This window comes from Novosphingobium album (ex Liu et al. 2023), assembly GCF_029076845.1.
In the GTDB taxonomy this organism is placed as follows: Bacteria; Pseudomonadota; Alphaproteobacteria; order Sphingomonadales; family Sphingomonadaceae; genus Novosphingobium.
This window is the reverse complement of the sequence record NZ_JARESE010000004.1, coordinates 1-16,805: the sequence shown is the minus strand read 5'-3', so window position 1 is coordinate 16,805 and position 16,805 is coordinate 1. Positions and strand designations below refer to the sequence as shown.

The following is a 16,805-nucleotide window of genomic DNA, read 5'->3' as shown; positions in this document are numbered from 1 at the left end:
GCCTCCCTAGCCATTGACCAGCATGTCCTCGTCGATCCGCTGCCCGCGCCCCCATCCGGTGCGCACGAGCTGCTCGATCTGGCCCAGCGCCTCGTCGAGATTGGCGCGGCAGCGCTTGTGCGTGCGCGGGGTGCCGATCGGCCGGTCCAGCTCGTAGATCGTCATCATCCTGAGCGCCGCATGGCTGATCTCGGCGCTTTCGAGGATCGGCACCGGCAGCAGCGCGGGGCCGAAGGTCTGCTCCATGATCGTGCGCACCATCTCGTGGCTGGGATCGCCGCCGTCGAACTTGGAGCAGATCAGCCGCACGAACGAATAATCGACCTCGATCCCCGCGCCGATGAGCTGTTCCAGCACCTGGTCCATCATCGAAAGGAACTGCACGGTGGAGCAGAAATCGGGCGTCGTCGCCGCCAGCGGCACCAGCAGCGCGTTCGCCGCCTGCATCACGGCCAGGCTGATCGTGCCCAGCGCCGGCGGCGGATCGAGGATCACCACATCGTAATGGCGCGCCAGGTCCATCAGCCCGCGCTTGAGCTTGCGGAAGCGGGCGGCCAGCACCGATTGCCCGTCCGCCCCGGCGGCGGCCAGTTCGTATTCCACGTCGAACAGTTCCAGGTTCGAGGGGATCAGATCGACATTGGGCCACGGCGTCTGCTTCACCGCATAGAGCAGGTCCGCCTGCGTCGGGTCGATCGAGAGATAGGGGTAAAGCGTTTCCTCGCGCGTGATGTTGAAATGCGGGTTGAAGCCGAACAGCGTCGTCGTCGTCGCCTGGCTGTCACAATCGACCACCAGCACGCGATAGCCCTGCACCGCGAAGTAATGCGCCAGATGGGTGGTGACGGTGGACTTGCCGACGCCGCCCTTGAAGTTCTGCACCGCGATCACCGCCGGCACGTCCAGCGGGGCGCGGGCCGGCGAGGCGCCCAGCACCTCGCGCATATGGAGCAGCTCCTGCACCGAATAGCCCAGGCGGCGGCCGTTTTCACCGGCGGGCGGGGAGGGCAGGCGCCCGTCATCCTCGGCCATGCGGATGCGATTGGTCGAGCAGCCGAGCAGCTGCGCGGCCTCGGCGATGCCGAACCGCACGTTGAGCTCTTTGCGGCTTTCGGGCAGGAAGGCCTTGCGGCGCAGGCGCTCGATCATTTTCTCGCCGGCTTCAGCAAGATCGCCGATCCGCGACGCGATTGAATGCGATTGGGCCAACGCGGGCTCCCTTGAAGGTTATTTGCCCGCCTTGCTACTATGAACGCTTCAATTTTGCAAACGACTCGCCGAAATCATGCAATAGAACAAGGATAAACGCGTCACCACATCCTCCCCGGCACGGCGAGGGGGACCGCCGCGCGGGGGTGGTGGAGGGATGTCCACGCTGGCGGTGACACCCCTGCGTCAGCGCCACCCACCCCCGCAAGGGGAGGATCGGGCCGCCTGATACGGCGGCTTTGCCGACCTTCAGGGATAAAGCCGATCCGGTCCGTATTTCGCCGCGCGGCGCGGCGGCGTCCTTGTCGGCCGGGAAAGCGGCAGGCGGGCGGGCGATCCGGCCGGGGGGAGCCGTGCCATTCGCGCTAACCATTTGATTATATGGAATATATCCGAAAGCTACCGCTCCCGCTCCGGCCTTCCCCCACCAACCGCCGCCCGCGCCGCCGGCCCCTGCCCGCCTCGCGCGAAACCCTGCCGGACCCGCGAGTCGCCAGCGATTCCGCGCTTTGCCGGCGGATCGGGCGAAAAGCAGCCGGAGCGGCTCTTGTTTTGCGTGCAGTCGATCCCGCCATCCTTAGGCTCGGATGCCGGGATACGCGGTTCGGCCCCACACGAACCCCAACAAATTCAGGGTGATGGCGCTAGCAGCACGAAGACCGAAGGCCCCGCGCAAAACGCCGGCAAGCGCGTGCTTGCGCCGGCGTTTCTGGCTGGCCCTGGGCTGCGCGCTGCTGCAGGCGGGCGTGGGGCAGGGCGTCTTTGCGCAGCCGGCGGCCGAGGCGATCAGCCAGGCGCCGACGATCGACCGGGACCGGGTCGATCGGCAGGACCCGGCCATTCCCCCGCCGCCCGCGCCCGCGCAGGCGCCCCGGCCGCAAGCGACGATCGACGAAGCGCCCGCCGGCATCGTGCTGGCCAGGCTGCGCTATGAAGGATCGACCCTGCCGCGCGAAAGGCTCGACGCCGCGCTGGCGCCTTATATCGGCCAACCGCTGACGCGCGACACGCTGCAGAAGATCGTCAACACCATCAGCGGCGTCTATAACAAGAGCAACGTGGCGTTCTATTCGGTCACGGTGCCCCGGCAGGTGGTCAGCGGCGGCGAGCTGACGGTGCGCGTGCTGGAAGGCCGCATCGCGCAATATGCGCTGGCGCGCGAGACGCCCAGTATGCCCACCCGGCTGATCGGCGCGCAAGTCGCCCGGCTGATGCGCGATCAGCCCACGCACAAGGACACGCTGGAGCGCACGCTTTCGCTGCTGCGCGACATTCCGGGGCAGACCGTGGATGCCCAGCTTAAGGAAACCGGCAAGCCGGGCGATCTCGCGCTGGGCCTCGACGTGAAGCGCAAGCAGCTTGAAGTGACGCTGAACGTCAACAATCGCGGCGTCACCAATGTCATCTCGGGCGTGCAGGCGCAGCTTTCGGTGGCGGTGAACGGGCTGCTGCGCGAAGGCGATGCCACGCAGGCTTCGGCCTATCTGCCGTTCCAGCCCAATCGCTACCAGTTCTATTCCGCCAGCCACAGCACACCGCTGGGATCGAACGGCACGCGGCTGTCGGTCAGCGGCGCCTATGTGCGCACTTTGACCAAGATCACCAATATTCGTGGCGAAGCAAAGCAGGCCGGGATTGGCCTGTCGCATCCGCTGATCCGATCCTATCGCAAGAACTTGTCTCTCGGACTGTCGCTGGACGGCACGGATACCGAGAATTATTTTCTCGATACGGCGTTCGGTGGCTTCCGCACGCGCGCGGTGCGCTTCAGCACCACCTGGTCGGCCGTGGGCAAGACGGGCGGCTATGCCGTCGCGGCCACGCTCAGCCATGGACTGGACGCGCTGGGCGCGCGGCCTTTCGTGGGCTTTTCCGAGGCCGGCTTCGCCAAGGCGAACGTGCAGCTGACCGCCGCCAAGGAACTCAGCAAGGCCGTGGGCCTGCGCGTGACGGCGCGCGGCCAGTATTCGGCCGACAAACTGCCGACGACCGAACGGTTCTCGCTGGGCGGGGAGGGGGCTGGGCTGGCCTATCGCGTCGGCACGCTGACCGCGGAACGCGCCGTGGCGGCCAGCGCCGAACTGTCCTGGAAGCCGCTGGGCGCCAAGACCGGCGGGCTCGGGCCGACCGTGTTCGCTTATGCCGACGGTGCCCTGGCGCACACGGTGGCACGGCCGCACTTCAACTTGCCGGCGAAGGACTATTCGCTGGCTTCCGCCGGGGTTGGCGCGCGAATCAGTCCGTTCAAGGGCTGGACGGCGAATGTCCAAATCGCCATTCCTGTCAAGAGACCATTTGACGGCGACAGCAAAAAAGCCCGCGTCCTGTTCAGCATCAATCGAGTCGTCTGATGCCGCGATTTTGCGTACACGCAAAAACCCCGATTTCCCGGTTCGCGCTTTCCCCTGTGCCAGAAGCGAGCGCGGCCTGATGCAGAACGTCTGGGAAGTCTGGAGCGCGGCGCTCTCGTCCGAGGAATGCGATCTGATCGCGAGCCGGGCGACGCACTATCCGCAGCAGGACGCCACCGTCGGCTTTTCCGACAACAAGCGTGACGATCTGGAATACCGCGCCTCGTCGGTGCGCTGGCTCGATGTGCAGCAGGAAGCCGCAATCGTCGCGCGCATCATGGCGTTCGTCCATTCGTCGAACCGCACCAACTTCGGCGTCGATATCGTCGCGCCGTTCGATTTGCAGTTCACCGAGTATCGCGCCGCCAACAACGGACATTACGATTGGCACCAGGACGTCTGGCTCGAATCGCCGCGCCCATATGATCGCAAGCTGTCGGTGGTGGTCCAATTGTCCGAAGCGGATGAATATGCCGGCGGGGAATTCGAGTTCTTCGGCTTGCAGCACCCCGGATCGACCTTCGCCGCGCGCGGCAGCCTGCTGATCTTCCCCTCGTTCCTGCAACATCGCGTGCGGCCGGTGCTGAGCGGCATTCGCCGCAGCCTCGTCACCTGGGTGGAAGGTCCGCGCTGGCGCTAGCGCAAGCTTCTCCCCGCAAGGGGAGGTGGCAGGGCGCAGCGGTCTCCCTCCCCCTGGTGGGGGAGGATATGGAACCCCGTCAGCTTCGCGAGGAACCGCCTGATGCCATGGACCAGCGCAGGATTGCCGCACCCGGCCCATCCCGGGGCGATGGCCGCCATGCTGGCACTTCTCGCGCTGCTCTGCCTGCTGGCCGCTTATGGCGATATGCGCGCGCGGCGGATCGCCAATCGACTGTGCCTGGCGATCGCTGCGCTGGCGGTGCCCTATTGGTTCGCGCTGGCGGGTGGGGAAGGGCTGCTGACACTGCTGCGCCATGCCGCCTGGGCCCTGCTGCTGGCCGTTCCGCTCTGCGCGCTGTTCGCGGCGCGACTGCTCGGCGGCGGCGATGTGAAGCTCCTGCTGGCGCTGGCGCTATGGATCGTGCCGCATGACTGGCCGCTGCTGATCGTCGCGACCGTGCTGCTGGGCGGTCTGGTGGCGCTTGGCGCGGCGCTGCATCACCGGATTGCCCGCAGCTGCGGCGCGCCCAGCGTGCCTTATGGCGTGGCGATCGTCGCGGCCGCGCTGCTGGTGCTTGTGCCCGTGGCGAAAGGGCTGGCCGTCAGCCTGGCCAGCGCGGCGGGTTAGGAACGATCGACATTCCGCCCTGACGGCCTGCAAATGGCGATTTTCCGTGCTTCCGGTGCTCACGTACTGTTAGTACGCTGCGCTCCGGGTCCCGAAAAACCCCCATTTTCGGCACGCCATCTTTTGAATGGCGATCGGTCCTAGCCTTCCTCGTTGGCCATGCGCTGGCGCAGCTGATCGGCGAGGTAATCGATCAACGGCTGTTCGAACTTGGGATTGATGATGAGGAAATGGCGGCGCCGGTCCTTTTCGTCGGGAATGCGGCACAGCACGTTTTCATCGACCAGGCGGCGCACCAGGCGCAGCGCCGTGCTCATCGGCGCGCCCGAGGCGATGCAGGCGCTCGATACCGAGACGCGGCGGCCCTCGATGCGGGCGAGCAGAAGGTCCAGCAGCATTTCCCAGGCCGGATCGCCGAACAGCACGCCGGCGCCGATGCCGCGCCGCTTGGTTTCCTTGCGCAGCAATTCGCGAATGAAATCGGCCAGTTCGGGCTTGTCGAGATCGGGCCGGGGGCTGCGTTCGGGCGCGCGCGGCTCGGGGAAGGTGACGGCTTGTGCCGCCGCCTCGCCATGGCCGGGCTCGTCGATCAGGCGGGCAAGCCGGTGCAGTTCCGAGCTGAGGCTGGACATCTGGTGCAGCAACGTCTCGCGCGCGGCCGGCGTGTCGCGCAGGCCCCGGATGCGCTGGAGCGCGCGGCGCAAGTCCGACTGGTGGATCGGCTTTTCGAGGAAATCCACCGCCGAGGCGCGCATCGCGTCAATCGCGATATCCTTGGTGGCATAGCCCGTCGCCATGATGAAATGCAGCCGCCGCCCTTGCGCCTCGGCATTGTGCGACAGTTCGTGGATCAGTTCGATCCCGTCACGCCCCGGCATGTTGTAATCGACGATCGCGATCGAAATCTCGTGCGAAAGGAACAACTTGACCGCCTCGTCGGGATCGAGCGCGACGAGCGGTTCATAACCCAGCGCGCGCAGGCTGAAGGCGCATTCGTTGCCCCAGTCGGCATCGTCATCGACGATCAGCACCGGCTCGGGCGGGGGGGCGGCTTCGTCCTGCTGCAAGGCCAGGCCCTCCAGCGGCGGGATCTGCGGGTGGAGGATGGCTCCCAGGCGTGTGCGCCAGTTCGCGGTCATCGGGGGTGTCCATCGGCGGGGGGGGCGTCACGCGGGGCGATCGGCGTCGAGGAGAGGGGCAGGGTCTGCAGCAGGCTGACGCAGACGATGGCGAAAGCCGCGATGGCGGTGAAATCCGGGCGGCGCGCCATGGGCCGTCGCGAGCGGAGCGCGGCCGCGACGAACAGCACCACGAAGGCCAGGAACAGCATTATCAGGGCCCCCTTCAAGCCCAGCCAGATCGAACCTGCGGCGAGCAGCTTTATGTGGCTGCCGGCAAGGATCTGTAAACCGAGGAAAATACGTAGAAACGTCACGGCGCCGGCCACTGCCAGCAAGCTGACCAGCCCGGCCAGCCCGGCCAGGAGCAGGCCCGCCGCGCCGCCCGGAAACCACGCGGCGACCAGCCCGGCGGCGGCAATCGCGGCATAGAGCAAGTCGGGCACGCGCTGGCCTTCCCAGGGCAGCACCACCACCGGCAGCAGCAGCAGGATCAGCACCGCCAGCGCGATATAATCGAATCCGGGCATTCAATAGCTTCCGTTCGTCACCGTGACCGTGGCCTCGACACTGGGCGAGGGCAGGGGCACGAAGCTGCCGTAGCGCATGATCGGGCTGGCGCTCATGTCATAGCTCACGCGCACTTCGAACACGCCGGTGCCGACCGGCGCGGTGGTGACGACCGGGGCCGCGCCGCCACCCAGCAAAGTGCCGTAAGTGTCGAGCACTTCGTGCGCGCGGGCCTGGGCCAGCGCCGCGCGTTCGGTGCCCGAAAGGCCCGCCTGCGCCGCGCGCGCGCCTTCGCCCGCGGCCTGCCGCACGCCCATCACGGCAGTGAAGTAGATCGAATAGACGATGATCCCGAACGCGAGCAGAAGCAGCGCTGGAGCCAGGAAGACGAACTCCAGCGCCGCGATCCCCCGATCGCATTTCAGCAGGTGCCGCAAGGGCCGGGCTGTCATGCGCATGGGGCCTGCTCAGGTCTGGCTGAAGAGGTTGCCGAACGCGGCCGCCAGATCCGTGTTGAACTGCGTGCCGACCGCGACGATCGCGGCCACGACGATCGCGCCGAGCACGGCGTATTCCACGGCGGTCAGGCCGTCTTCGTCGCGGATGAGGCTGGTGATGAGAGTGCGGGTGTAATCAAGCATGGGACTGGTCCTTTTTTGTACCTCCTTGGTTGGGGATACGGCGTCGAGCGGAGGACGGGCTCCGACACCGGCTGCAAGAAACCTAGACAAGCACCGGCACGCCGCAGCGCGCCCCCGTGACCCAGACCGTGGCGTGGCCCAGCTGGACGCCCAGCGCGGCCAGCACGTTGTCGAGCAGGGGATCGGCGGTGGAGCCGACCAGGCCGGTGAGCGGCGTGACGATCGCCGGCAGCAGGGCGCCCAGCACCGTGCTTTCGATCAGCGAGGTATCGACCGAGCAGACGATCGGCAGGCACAGGCCCAGCAGCGTCACATCAACATCAAGGCCGGAACTGAGGCTGCCGACCAGCGTGCCGATGGTATAGCCAAGCTGCGATCCGTTGCCGACGCTGGCCGGCGTGCCGGGGCTGTTGGGCTGGCCGGGATCGCCGATCGTGCCGGCGCCGCCCGGGCCGAACACCGGCGATCCGCTGTTGCCGAACACCGGCTGCGCCACCGCGCGCACTTTGGCGGTGACGCGCAGCAGATTGCCCAGCACGCCGATATCGAGCAGGTTGGCCTGGCCGATATCGGCGGCGGTGATCGTGGGCATCGGGCTGGTCATCGCATTGGCCGGCGCGGTGCCGATATAGGCGTTCACCAGGCCCGACCGGGCCGTGACCGTGACGCGCGTGTCGGCGCGCTGCTCGGCGGTGTTGAGGCAGTCGATCGCGCTGACTTCGGCCTGCGCGGCGGCGACGTCGAGCAGGACGGGCACGTCGCCGATATGCGTGTTGAGGATGCCCGGCACGTTCAGCGCGATGTTGCTGAGCAGCACTTGCAGCCGCAGCGCCGAGGTGCCCACTTGCGTCTCGCCGGCCGGGCCGAACGAGAAGCGCGGCCGATCGACCGGGCCGGTGGCGATCGCGGCGATGCGCGCGGTGCTGCCTGGCGAGACGATGTTGACCACGCCGGACAGATCCAGCGTGGCATTGCCGGCCTGCACCGCGAAGGCGATCAGCTGATAGGCGTTCATCCCCGCGCGCAGCGCCGGCCTGGCATCCGCCTCGCCCACCGGCATGTCCTGCCACACGCCGAGCCCGAACAGGCCGGCCAGCGGCACCGGATGGCCCGCGCCCACTTGCGTGCCGAAAACGCGCAGGCTGGCCGCCGTGGCCGGGTTCTTCGTCGCGTCGGCCGCCGCCAGGACGATGTCCTGCAAGCTGTAGGTGCCGGCCACCAGCTCGCCATACGTGCCGGTCTGGCCGGTGCGCTGGGCGAGATTGTCGAAGAACAGCCCGGCGTCCACGTTGCCGCCCATCAGCGCTTCGATATCGGCCGTGCTCAGCCGCAGCTTGATGCCCAGCAGGGCGCCCAGCAGATCGTTCACCGCGTTGACCAGCGAATTGGTCACGGTGATGAGCCCGGACGTGACTGCCACCCCCGCCTCGTCGATCCGCGCGGCGGTGGCGGTGGCGGCAAGGTCGGGAATCAGGACATTGCCCATGATGCCGGTAAGGAAGCGGCGGCTTGGCTTGCTTGTCGTGAGGCGCACCGCGTTGGCCCGGCCATTGCCGGGGCAGCGGGTGAACGAGGTGTCGAACCGCGCACTGGCGGCAAGGTGGCTGTCGGCGCAATAGCGGCCAGTCGTCACCGATTGCAGCACGCCGGGATCATAGCCGTTGCTGGTGAGATAGCCGCGCGCGCGGGCCTGGGCATTGGCCGGGTCCATCGCGGCGGCGAGCGCGGCGGCTTCGGTGGCGGCGCGCAGATCGCGGTTGCCCACGTAGAACAGCCCGACATCGAGCGCGAGCCCGCCGACCGCCAGCAGCGAGACCGCCAGCACCGCGATCATCGGCCCCACCGCCGCGCCTTCGTCGCGCGCCAGCGCGCGCAGCCGGGCACGCAGCGCGCGAACCCAGGCGCCAGGCCGTCCGCGCTTCCGCCCGCGCCGGCGCACGCGAACGGCGCGGACCGGAACGGGGAGGGGAAGCGTGGGCATGGTCACGGCTCCTGGGCGACGCTACCGCCTCTCGCCGCCGCGAGGCGTTCGGACTGTTCGGCGATCTGCCCGCGCAGCCGCGCGCGCGCGCCGGCATCGCGGATGGCGCGCAAGCTCGCCTCGGCCTCATCGGCGCGGCCGGCCATGGTGAGCGCCAGCAGCAGGTTGTTGCGGATCACGGCGTTGCCGGGGGCAAGGTCCAGCGCGGCCTTGAGCGTTTCCACCGCCAGTGCCGCGCGGCCGGTGCGCAGCTGGGCATAGCCCAGCGCGTTGCCGGTGAGCGGATCGGCCGGATCGGCGCGCAGCGCGGCGGCATAATCGCCGATCGCCGCTTCCCAGTCCCCTTCGGCGGCGCGCACGTGGCCGCGCACCAGGCTGGCCTTGCCGTTGCGGCTGCCCGCCGGGATGGCCGCCAGCGCGGCGCGCGCCTGATCGACCTGCCCCAGATCGAGCAGGCAATTGACCCGCAGGATCCGCGCGTCGAGGTCTCCGGGGTATTGCCGGTCGAAATCGGCGAGATAGGCCAGCGCCGCGCGCGGGCGGCCATCGCTGCGCGCCTGCTGGATCAGCAGCATGTAAAGGCTGCGGGTGGAGCCGGTTTCCTGCTGCGCTTCGGGCGCGGCGCGCGCGGCGGCCGGCGGCAGCGCGCCCAGGCACAGCGCGGCAAGCACCGCGAGGCGCGCCATGGCGTGGGGGAAGGGGGCCTTGCCTGGCGTCATGGCTGGGAACTCCGCAGCGTATCGAGGATGGCGGCCACCGGCGGCCCGGCCAGCACCACGAACAGCGCCGGCATGAAGAAGATCAGCATCAGGATGACCATGCGCACGGTGATCTTGCCGATCGCCTCGTGCGCGCGGGCGACGCGCCGCTGCGAGAATTCGGTGATGAACTCGCGCAGCGCCGGCACCAGTTCCATCCCCTGGAACAGCGATTGCCGGAACAGCGTGGCCATTTCCTTCGCGCCGGACACGCCGACCCGCTGGGCCCAGCGATCGAACGCCATCTGATAGTCCTGCCCGCGATCGAGATCATCGACCAGCATGGCCACGAGCCGGGCGTGGCGCGGCACGGCCACCCGCTCGTCCCGCGCGATCGAGCGGAAGCACTGGTCGAGCGAGACGCCGCTTTCCAGCATCATCAGCATCAGATCGAGCAGGAAGGGGAATTCGGCGGTCAGCTTGCGCTCGCGCTCGGCCGCGCGCATGTGCAGGGCAAGCTTGGCGCCGATATAGGTCAGCCCGGCGACGATGAAGGTGACGAGCCCGATGGCCAGCCCATTGTCCGAGGCCAGGCTCATCGCCACGAAGGTCAGCCCGGCGGCGGCCAGCGTGGCGGCCAGGCGCAGCCAGACGAAATAGTGCAGCGCATCGGCATCGAAGAAGCCGGCGCCGCGCAGCTGCCGCTCGATCTCGGCCCGGTCGCGCCCTTGCGCCGAAAGCCCGCGCGGCACGCGCGGCCGGCCCGGCCCGCGCGCGCCGGCGCCGCTCTCGCGCCCGCCGGCAAGCCGATAGCGCAGCCGCCAGTCGGCATGGAGCAGGCGCAGGCCGGCCAGCACCGCGATCACGCCGCCCGCCGCCAGCGCGAACAGCAGCAGGGCCGACAGCGGCGGCATCAGAAATCGAGCCTCAGCACGCGGCGCAGCACGAGGATGCCCAGCGCCTCCAGCCCCAGCGCGACCATCGCCAGCGTCTGCCCGCGCGGATCGTTGATGAAGAACAGGATATAGCCCGGGTTCATCATCATCAGCAGCGCCATGGCCAGCAGCGGCATGGCGATCAGCACCCGCGAGCTGACCTTGGCTTCCGATGTGGCCGCCTGCAGCTCCCACTTCACGCGCACGCGCTCGCGCAGGATATGCGCCAGGTTGCGCAGCACCGCGCTGATCGAGCCGCCATAGCGCAAGTTGGTCTTGATCGCGGCGGCCAGCATCGAGACTTCGGGGATCTGCAGCCGGTCGGCCAGCTGCTGCATGGTATCGCCCACCGGCGCGCCCATTTCCAGGCGGCGGGCGGCCGGCGCGAAGAAGCTCTTGACGATGTCGGGCGCGTCGGCCAGCCCGCGCTCCAGCGCTTGCGAGAGCGAATTGCCCACCGCCTGAAGCTGGCGCACCGCGTCGATATAATGGGGCAGGGCCTCGATCAGCTGGTCGACGCGCTTGCGCGCGCGCTGGCGCACCCAGGCCAGCGCCAGCATCGGCAGGCCGACCAGCACCGCCAGGGTCGCCAGCGGCCCCGCCACCAGCAGCGCGAGCACCGCCAGCGCCAGCCCGACGCCCACCAGCAGGCGCAGCGTGTGGGTGGTGATCTCAAGCTGGGCCTGCGCCAGCAGCGGCGCGATCCTGACCGGCAGCGAAAGCGGCCGCGCCCCGCGCGCGGGCACCGCGTCGGCCGGGGCCAGCAAGGCAAGCCGGCGATCGACATCGGCGAACAGCCGGGCCCGCTCGCCAGTGAAATAGACCACGGTCATCGCCACCGTGATCAGCGCCAGCACGAGATAGGCCAGCCCCCTCACCATGGTTCGGCCTCGCGCGTGAGCGGCGCGTAATCGCGCAGCCGGGCGGCGTGGTAGGGGCGGGGCGAGATCGTGCGGAACTCGCCCTGGCCGGACATCGCCGGCTGCTCGTCAAACCGGAACAGCTCGTTGAGGGTATAGGCCTCGCCTTCCACCCCGGTCACTTCCGTGACCGAGACAACGCGGCGGCTGCCGTTGCTCAGGCGCTGGATATTGACGATCACGTGCACGCTGTTGGCCACGAAGCGGCGCACCGCGCGCACGTCGTTCTGCTGGCCGGCGAAGCCGAGCAGCATTTCCAGGCGGGCCAGCGCGTCGCGCGGCGAATTGCCGTGCAGCGTCGCCATCGAGCCGTCATGCCCGGTGGACATCGCCTGGAGCATCTCCACCGCTTCCACCCCGCGCACTTCGCCCAGGATGATCCGGTCAGGCCGCATACGCAGCGCGTTGCGCAGGAGATCGCGCGAGCTGACCTCGCGGTTGCCGTCGACATTGGGCGGCCGGGTCTCGAGCCGCACGACATGGTCCTGGCGCAATTGCAGCTCGGCCGCGTCCTCGATGGTGACAAGCCGCTCGCGATTGCTGATGCAGCTCGACAGGACGTTGAGCAGGGTGGACTTGCCCGAGCCGGTGCCGCCGCAGATCACCAGGTTGAGGCGTGAGCGCACCGCCGCGCTGAGATAGGCGGCCATCGCCGCGCTCATCAGCCGGGAAGCGACGCAGTCCTCCAGGCTGAGCGCCTGCATACGGAACTTGCGGATCGAGATCAGCGGGCCGTCGAGCGCGATCGGCGGGATGACGATGTTGACGCGCGAGCCATCGGGCAGGCGCGCGTCGACGAACGGCGTCGCCTCGTCCACGCGCCGGCCGATCGGGCCGACGATGCGCTGGATGATGTGCATCAGGTGGGTATCGTCGCGAAACCGCGTCTCCACCCGTTCGAGCAGGCCGGCGCGCTCGGCATAGATCGTGCTGGCGCCGTTGACGATGATATCGTCCACCGTGGGATCGCGCAGCAGCGGCGCCAGCGGGCCCAGCCCCACCACCTCGTCCTCGACATCCTCGATCAGCAGCAGCCGCTCGGCGCTGTTGAGCGCTTGCTGGCCGCGCCGGCTGCGGCTGCTGATGACTTGCTCGATCTCCTGGCGCAGCGTGCGCTGGTCGAGCGATTCGGCGGTGACGCCTTGCGCTTCGAGCTGGTCGATCACCTGCTGGCAGGTCAGCGCCTTCACCGCCTGGTAGCTGTCGCTCATCCGCTGGGCGGAAGGCTGGGCGATGGCGGCCTTGCTGCGCCGGCCCTCGCCGCCATCCTCGCCGGTCAGCGCGTCGGTGGTGAGCAGGCTCATGCGGTGCGCTCCACCGATCGCAGGATGGCGCGGCGCACTTTGTCGAAGCCGATCTTCGCGCCCTTGGGCGGCGCGGTGATGGCGCAGGCCCGGCGGATCGCCTGGACATAGGGCCCGCGATCCTGATCGAGATAGAGCGGCCGCCCGGAATTGAGCGCGTTGCGCGTGCGCACCCGGTCGGTCGGGATGCCCATCACCGCCTCGATCCCCAGCACGTCGGCCATGCGCCGCCCGTCCAGCAGGATCGCCGGATCATGGTCCCACACCAGCAGGCGCAGGCGGTCCATGCTGGCGGTGTCGAGCGCGATGCGATCGAGCAGGCGGCGGCAGGTGTCCAGCTCGCGGATCGACTGGCTGCACACCACTTCGATGGATTGCGCCTGCGAGGCCAGTTCGCGCAGCAGCCCGGAATTGCGCAGGCTGCCGGCGCAAAGCACGACATTGCCGCAGGCCGCGCGCAGCAGGTGGATCAGGTTGACGATATCGTTGGGCTCGATCCCCACCGGCTCGCTGCCGGTGCCGCCGTCGAACGTCAGCAGCGCCAGCCCGCTCGGCTCGTGCCGCGCCAGCGCGTCCGCCAGCAGGCTGGCGTCGAGCCGCTCGATATCGGCGACGGCCGAGGCCAGGCCATAGTCCACCTTGAGATCGAGGTAGGCTTCGGCCGTGCTGGTGGGCAGCGTGAAATCGACCAGCAATGTCGGCGTCTGGTTCAGGCTGTGCGCCAGCGCCATGTCGGTGGCCAGGATCGCGGCCGCCTCGCGATCGGCCCCCAGCAGCAGCGTCAGCCGGCCGGGCCGGCCCTGGCTGAGGATCGCGCTGTTGAGGATGCGCGTGAAGATGCCGGCGATTTCCGATCGCTCGGCATTGCGCGGCACCACGTCGGCCGCGCCGGCGCGGATCGCCAGCAGCACTTGCGCGGCGTACATGTCGTCGGTCGCCAGCACGATCGCGCGGCCCGGCGCGCTTTCGGCGACAGCGCTGATGGTGGAGGCCAGCGAGCGTTCGGACGAGACCGCCGCATGGTCGATCACGATCAGGCCGGGGCCCGCCAGGTCGGCGGTTTCCAGCGATTGCACCATCTCGACCGTCACCCGGTCGCCCATGGCATCGGTCAGCCGCTGGGCCAGCGCGCGATCGACGGAAAGCAGGTTGATCTTGGTCATCTCAGCGCCTCACCACGCCAAACGGCGCCGTCGCCTGGTCCAGCCCGTCGGTGCCCAGGATCATGTCGCCGATCGAGGGATCGACATGGGCCACCGCCGCGGTGGGCAGCGGTGGCACTTGCCCCGGCTGCAACGGATCGACCAGGCGCGGCGTCGCCACGATGATCAGTTCCTGCTGCTCCTTCTGGTTCTGCTGGCGCTTGAAGAACGCGCCCAGCACCGGGATGTCGCCCAGGAACGGCACCTTGTCCTTGCTGATTGTGCTGTTGTTGAAATTGAGCCCGGCGATCACGAAGCTCTGCCCGCTGCCCAGCTCCACCGTGGTTTCCGCGCAGCGGCGGCGCAGCCCCGGCACGGTATAGCCCTGCAGCTGCACGCCGATGTTGTAATCGAGGTCGCTGACTTCCGGCGCGATCATCAGCACGATCTGATCGGGCGAGACCACGCGCGGCATGACCGAAAGCTGCACGCCGAACTTCTTGTATTCGATCGTCACGGTGTTGCCGTTGCCGCCCGAATTCTGCGGCACCGGAATCGGGATCTCGCCGCCGGCGAGAAAGCTGGCCTTCTCGCCCGAGCGCACCAGCAGGGTCGGCTCGGCCAGAAGCTGCGACAGGCCATTGGTGGACAGCGCCGTCAGCACCGCGCCAATGCCGCGATTGGGCGCGGACAGGAACAGGTTGAAGGCGTTCTGGATCGGCACGGTGGTGTCAAGCGTCAGTCCGTTCGGCCCGAACGCCGCGCTGTTGAGCGAGCTGGGCGGCACGATCGCGCCTTGCAGATCGCCGCTGAGCTTGGAAAAGTTGAACCCCAGCGCCTTCAGCGTGGAACTGGAAACGGCCGCGAACTGCACGTCGATCGCCACCACCTTGTCGCCCGGCGTGGGAAACCAGCCCGCGCTCTGCGCCGAAACGCCCCGGGGCTGCACCGCGATCCGCGCTTCCTCCATCAGCGATCCGTCGCTGCCATAGACGCTGACGACCGCCTCCCCCTGGTCCAGCCCGGTAACGCGCAGCGAGCGGGCGGAAGGCGCGCTGATGCCGATCACGCCTTCGCGATCGACTTCCACCCGGCCGATCGCATCGGGAAAGCGCAAGGTGCGCGCCGCGCCGACTTGCACCGTGGTCGCATCCGCATCGGCGCCGCCGCGCGCGCGCTGGCCCAGCGCGGCGAACTTCAGGTCCACCCAGCGGTCCATCTGCGCGGTGCAGGCGCTGTCCCGCCCGCCCGATGCCAGTCCCTGGGCAGCGGCGCCTGCCGGCAGCAGCGCCAGACCGGCGGTCAGCAGGCCCGTGGCCGCAAGCATCTTCATCGCGCACTCCCTGAATAGATCACTTCGCGATTGCCCCCGACCACCAGCTCGATCGCGTGAGGAGACGGCCGCGTTCGGGCCGGGGCCGGGGACGCCGGAGCGACCCGGACCTGTTGCGGCACCATTGCCGGGGCAGCCGCGATCGGCGCCGCGCGCTGGGGCAGGGGGCCGCTCGACACCACTTGCGCCACCTTCAGGTTGGCGTCGTCGCGCGGGTTGCGCAGCGAAAGGTAAAGCGCGCCCGTGCTCTTCGCGAGCGAGAGCGCGGAAACCTGCTCGGGAAACAGCGCCAGCGTGACCGTGCGCGCCACTTGCTGGGGCGGGGCGGCCGAGGTCTGCGTCGTGGTCTCGCCGCCGGCGGCGCCCTCGGCGCCGGGGACGATGCCCGATTGCGGCGGCGGCGTGCCCACCACGGTATCGCCCACGGCCAGCACCTGGACCATCTGCAGCAAGGTCTGCGCCCGGCTGTGGCCATCGCCGCGCGCGCCGCTGAGCGCGTCGGCGCCGGGATAGACCACTTGCACGTCCACCCGGTCGCCCGGCCGCACCAGCCCGGCGACGGCGATCTCGGCGGTGGTGTCGATGCTGATCGCGCGCATTCCCAGCGGCACCCGGATCGCCAGCGTGCTGTCCTGGTCGATCGCGGTGCGCGTGATCAGGGTATTGGCGGGGATATCGCGCGTGGCCACCTTGCCGATCACTTCGGCGGGCGTGGCCGCCATCGGGAAGCGGCGCGGATCGGCCGGCGCGCTGCGCACCATGTCGGCGGTGATCGTCTCGCCCGTGCGGATCGGGCGGGTGGTGGCGGCCAGCACGATCGCGGGCGCTTGCGCCACGGCGCGCTGCGCCTGCGCGGGATCGGTTTTCGGCCTGGGGGGCTGGCCCAGCTCGCGCACGCCCAGATAGGCAAAACTGGCGGCGGCGACCACTCCGATGCCGATCGTCAATTTCGCTCTCGAACCAAGGCGCATGTGTTTCCCCCGACCCCCCTTGCGCTTACGCAAACCCGGCCGACCGACCCGCGATCACCGGAAACTTGCGGTCTTGCGTGTTAACAATAGCTCTCCGCCGGGCCGGGCGAGCCATGGAGAAATACCCAAAGCGAACATTTGCGACGCAGTAGCATTGCCCGGCCGCGCGGTTTTGCGGGACGGCCGGCCAAATCGTGTTCGCATCGGTTCTTTCGTCCGCCGGGCGCAAAAGCGGGGATTGCGCCAGCGCGGTCTCCGCCGGGTCGCCTTGCGCAATGCGGCGGGCCGACCGACCTGTCGCATGGCTGCATCGCTTCGCCCGATTGTCGCGGGGCGAATGCGAAAGCGGAGCGGCGGCCGGGGAAAATATGCTATCGCCGATTGTCAGGCGGGGTCGCATCCGCAACAATACGAGGTTTTTT

Annotated in this window: 16 protein-coding genes; 3 read left to right on the top strand and 13 right to left on the bottom strand. The window is 68.8% G+C overall.

Annotation, left to right across the window (positions count from 1 at the left end):
* Positions 1–6 precede the first annotated feature (6 nt).
* Complete coding sequence (locus PYV00_RS02120; protein ID WP_275226617.1) at positions 7–1,149, bottom strand: AAA family ATPase; 1,143 nt, start codon at positions 1,147–1,149, stop codon at positions 7–9.
* A gap of 755 nt (positions 1,150–1,904) precedes the next feature.
* On the opposite strand from PYV00_RS02120, the gene PYV00_RS02115 reads away from it, so the two are divergent.
* From PYV00_RS02115 to PYV00_RS02105, 3 genes are all read left to right on the top strand, one after another.
* Positions 1,905–3,560, top strand: coding sequence for a ShlB/FhaC/HecB family hemolysin secretion/activation protein (locus PYV00_RS02115; protein ID WP_275226606.1), 1,656 nt, complete (start codon positions 1,905–1,907; stop codon positions 3,558–3,560).
* A 79-nt stretch (positions 3,561–3,639) separates the two neighbouring features.
* Positions 3,640–4,200 carry a 2OG-Fe(II) oxygenase gene (locus PYV00_RS02110; RefSeq protein ID WP_275226605.1) on the top strand — a complete coding sequence of 187 codons (561 nt, stop codon included), beginning with the start codon at positions 3,640–3,642 and terminating at the stop codon, positions 4,198–4,200.
* Positions 4,201–4,302: 102 nt separating this feature from the next.
* A complete protein-coding gene (locus PYV00_RS02105; RefSeq protein WP_275226604.1) occupies positions 4,303–4,830 on the top strand; it encodes an A24 family peptidase in 528 nt (175 codons plus the stop codon).
* Positions 4,831–4,970: 140 nt separating this feature from the next.
* Here PYV00_RS02105 and PYV00_RS02100 read toward each other — a convergent pair whose 3' ends face one another.
* From PYV00_RS02100 to cpaB, 12 genes are all read right to left on the bottom strand, one after another.
* Entirely contained in the window at positions 4,971–5,969 is a 999-nt protein-coding gene (locus PYV00_RS02100; RefSeq protein ID WP_275226603.1) for a response regulator, read from the bottom strand.
* Positions 5,966–6,478: a hypothetical protein gene (locus PYV00_RS02095; protein WP_275226602.1), complete on the bottom strand. Its 513-nt coding sequence runs from the start codon at positions 6,476–6,478 to the stop codon at positions 5,966–5,968. The genes PYV00_RS02100 and PYV00_RS02095 overlap by 4 nt, the downstream gene beginning before the upstream one ends.
* A complete protein-coding gene (locus tag PYV00_RS02090) occupies positions 6,479–6,916 on the bottom strand; it encodes a TadE/TadG family type IV pilus assembly protein (RefSeq protein WP_275226601.1) in 438 nt (145 codons plus the stop codon).
* 9 nt (positions 6,917–6,925) lie between these two features.
* On the bottom strand, positions 6,926–7,099 hold the full coding sequence (locus tag PYV00_RS02085) for a Flp family type IVb pilin (protein WP_275226600.1): 174 nt from the start codon (positions 7,097–7,099) through the stop codon (positions 6,926–6,928).
* An 82-nt stretch (positions 7,100–7,181) separates the two neighbouring features.
* A complete protein-coding gene (locus tag PYV00_RS02080; RefSeq protein WP_275226599.1) occupies positions 7,182–9,080 on the bottom strand; it encodes a TadG family pilus assembly protein in 1,899 nt (632 codons plus the stop codon).
* A gap of 2 nt (positions 9,081–9,082) precedes the next feature.
* Positions 9,083–9,799 carry a tetratricopeptide repeat protein gene (locus PYV00_RS02075; RefSeq protein WP_275226598.1) on the bottom strand — a complete coding sequence of 239 codons (717 nt, stop codon included), beginning with the start codon at positions 9,797–9,799 and terminating at the stop codon, positions 9,083–9,085.
* A complete protein-coding gene (locus PYV00_RS02070) occupies positions 9,796–10,692 on the bottom strand; it encodes a type II secretion system F family protein (RefSeq protein ID WP_275226597.1) in 897 nt (298 codons plus the stop codon). The genes PYV00_RS02075 and PYV00_RS02070 overlap by 4 nt, the downstream gene beginning before the upstream one ends.
* Positions 10,692–11,594: a type II secretion system F family protein gene (locus tag PYV00_RS02065; protein ID WP_275226596.1), complete on the bottom strand. Its 903-nt coding sequence runs from the start codon at positions 11,592–11,594 to the stop codon at positions 10,692–10,694. The genes PYV00_RS02070 and PYV00_RS02065 overlap by 1 nt, the downstream gene beginning before the upstream one ends.
* On the bottom strand, positions 11,588–12,937 hold the full coding sequence (locus PYV00_RS02060) for a CpaF family protein (protein WP_275226595.1): 1,350 nt from the start codon (positions 12,935–12,937) through the stop codon (positions 11,588–11,590). The genes PYV00_RS02065 and PYV00_RS02060 overlap by 7 nt, the downstream gene beginning before the upstream one ends.
* Positions 12,934–14,100, bottom strand: a complete 1,167-nt coding sequence (locus tag PYV00_RS02055) for an AAA family ATPase (RefSeq protein WP_275226594.1) — start codon at positions 14,098–14,100, stop codon at positions 12,934–12,936. Before PYV00_RS02055 ends, PYV00_RS02060 begins: the two co-directional genes overlap by 4 nt.
* Before the next feature lies 1 nt (position 14,101).
* Positions 14,102–15,412 carry a type II and III secretion system protein family protein gene (locus tag PYV00_RS02050; RefSeq protein WP_275226593.1) on the bottom strand — a complete coding sequence of 437 codons (1,311 nt, stop codon included), beginning with the start codon at positions 15,410–15,412 and terminating at the stop codon, positions 14,102–14,104.
* Positions 15,409–16,359: a Flp pilus assembly protein CpaB gene (cpaB, locus tag PYV00_RS02045; protein ID WP_342803788.1), complete on the bottom strand. Its 951-nt coding sequence runs from the start codon at positions 16,357–16,359 to the stop codon at positions 15,409–15,411. The genes PYV00_RS02050 and cpaB overlap by 4 nt, the downstream gene beginning before the upstream one ends.
* Positions 16,360–16,805: the final 446 nt, after the last annotated feature.

Bases quoted from the DNA above. Each gene is read 5' to 3' on its own strand.
- PYV00_RS02120 (WP_275226617.1), bottom strand. From the start codon at position 1,149: ATGATCGAGCGCCTGCGCCGCAAGGCCTTCCTGCCCGAAAGCCGCAAA.
- PYV00_RS02110 (WP_275226605.1), top strand. From the start codon at position 3,640: ATGCAGAACGTCTGGGAAGTCTGGAGCGCGGCGCTCTCGTCCGAGGAA.
- PYV00_RS02105 (WP_275226604.1), top strand. From the start codon at position 4,303: ATGCCATGGACCAGCGCAGGATTGCCGCACCCGGCCCATCCCGGGGCG.
- PYV00_RS02100 (WP_275226603.1), bottom strand. From the start codon at position 5,969: ATGACCGCGAACTGGCGCACACGCCTGGGAGCCATCCTCCACCCGCAG.
- PYV00_RS02095 (WP_275226602.1), bottom strand. From the start codon at position 6,478: ATGCCCGGATTCGATTATATCGCGCTGGCGGTGCTGATCCTGCTGCTG.
- PYV00_RS02090 (WP_275226601.1), bottom strand. From the start codon at position 6,916: ATGCGCATGACAGCCCGGCCCTTGCGGCACCTGCTGAAATGCGATCGG.
- PYV00_RS02085 (WP_275226600.1), bottom strand. From the start codon at position 7,099: ATGCTTGATTACACCCGCACTCTCATCACCAGCCTCATCCGCGACGAA.
- PYV00_RS02080 (WP_275226599.1), bottom strand. From the start codon at position 9,080: ATGCCCACGCTTCCCCTCCCCGTTCCGGTCCGCGCCGTTCGCGTGCGC.
- PYV00_RS02075 (WP_275226598.1), bottom strand. From the start codon at position 9,799: ATGACGCCAGGCAAGGCCCCCTTCCCCCACGCCATGGCGCGCCTCGCG.
- PYV00_RS02070 (WP_275226597.1), bottom strand. From the start codon at position 10,692: ATGCCGCCGCTGTCGGCCCTGCTGCTGTTCGCGCTGGCGGCGGGCGGC.
- PYV00_RS02065 (WP_275226596.1), bottom strand. From the start codon at position 11,594: ATGGTGAGGGGGCTGGCCTATCTCGTGCTGGCGCTGATCACGGTGGCG.
- PYV00_RS02060 (WP_275226595.1), bottom strand. From the start codon at position 12,937: ATGAGCCTGCTCACCACCGACGCGCTGACCGGCGAGGATGGCGGCGAG.
- PYV00_RS02055 (WP_275226594.1), bottom strand. From the start codon at position 14,100: ATGACCAAGATCAACCTGCTTTCCGTCGATCGCGCGCTGGCCCAGCGG.
- PYV00_RS02050 (WP_275226593.1), bottom strand. From the start codon at position 15,412: ATGAAGATGCTTGCGGCCACGGGCCTGCTGACCGCCGGTCTGGCGCTG.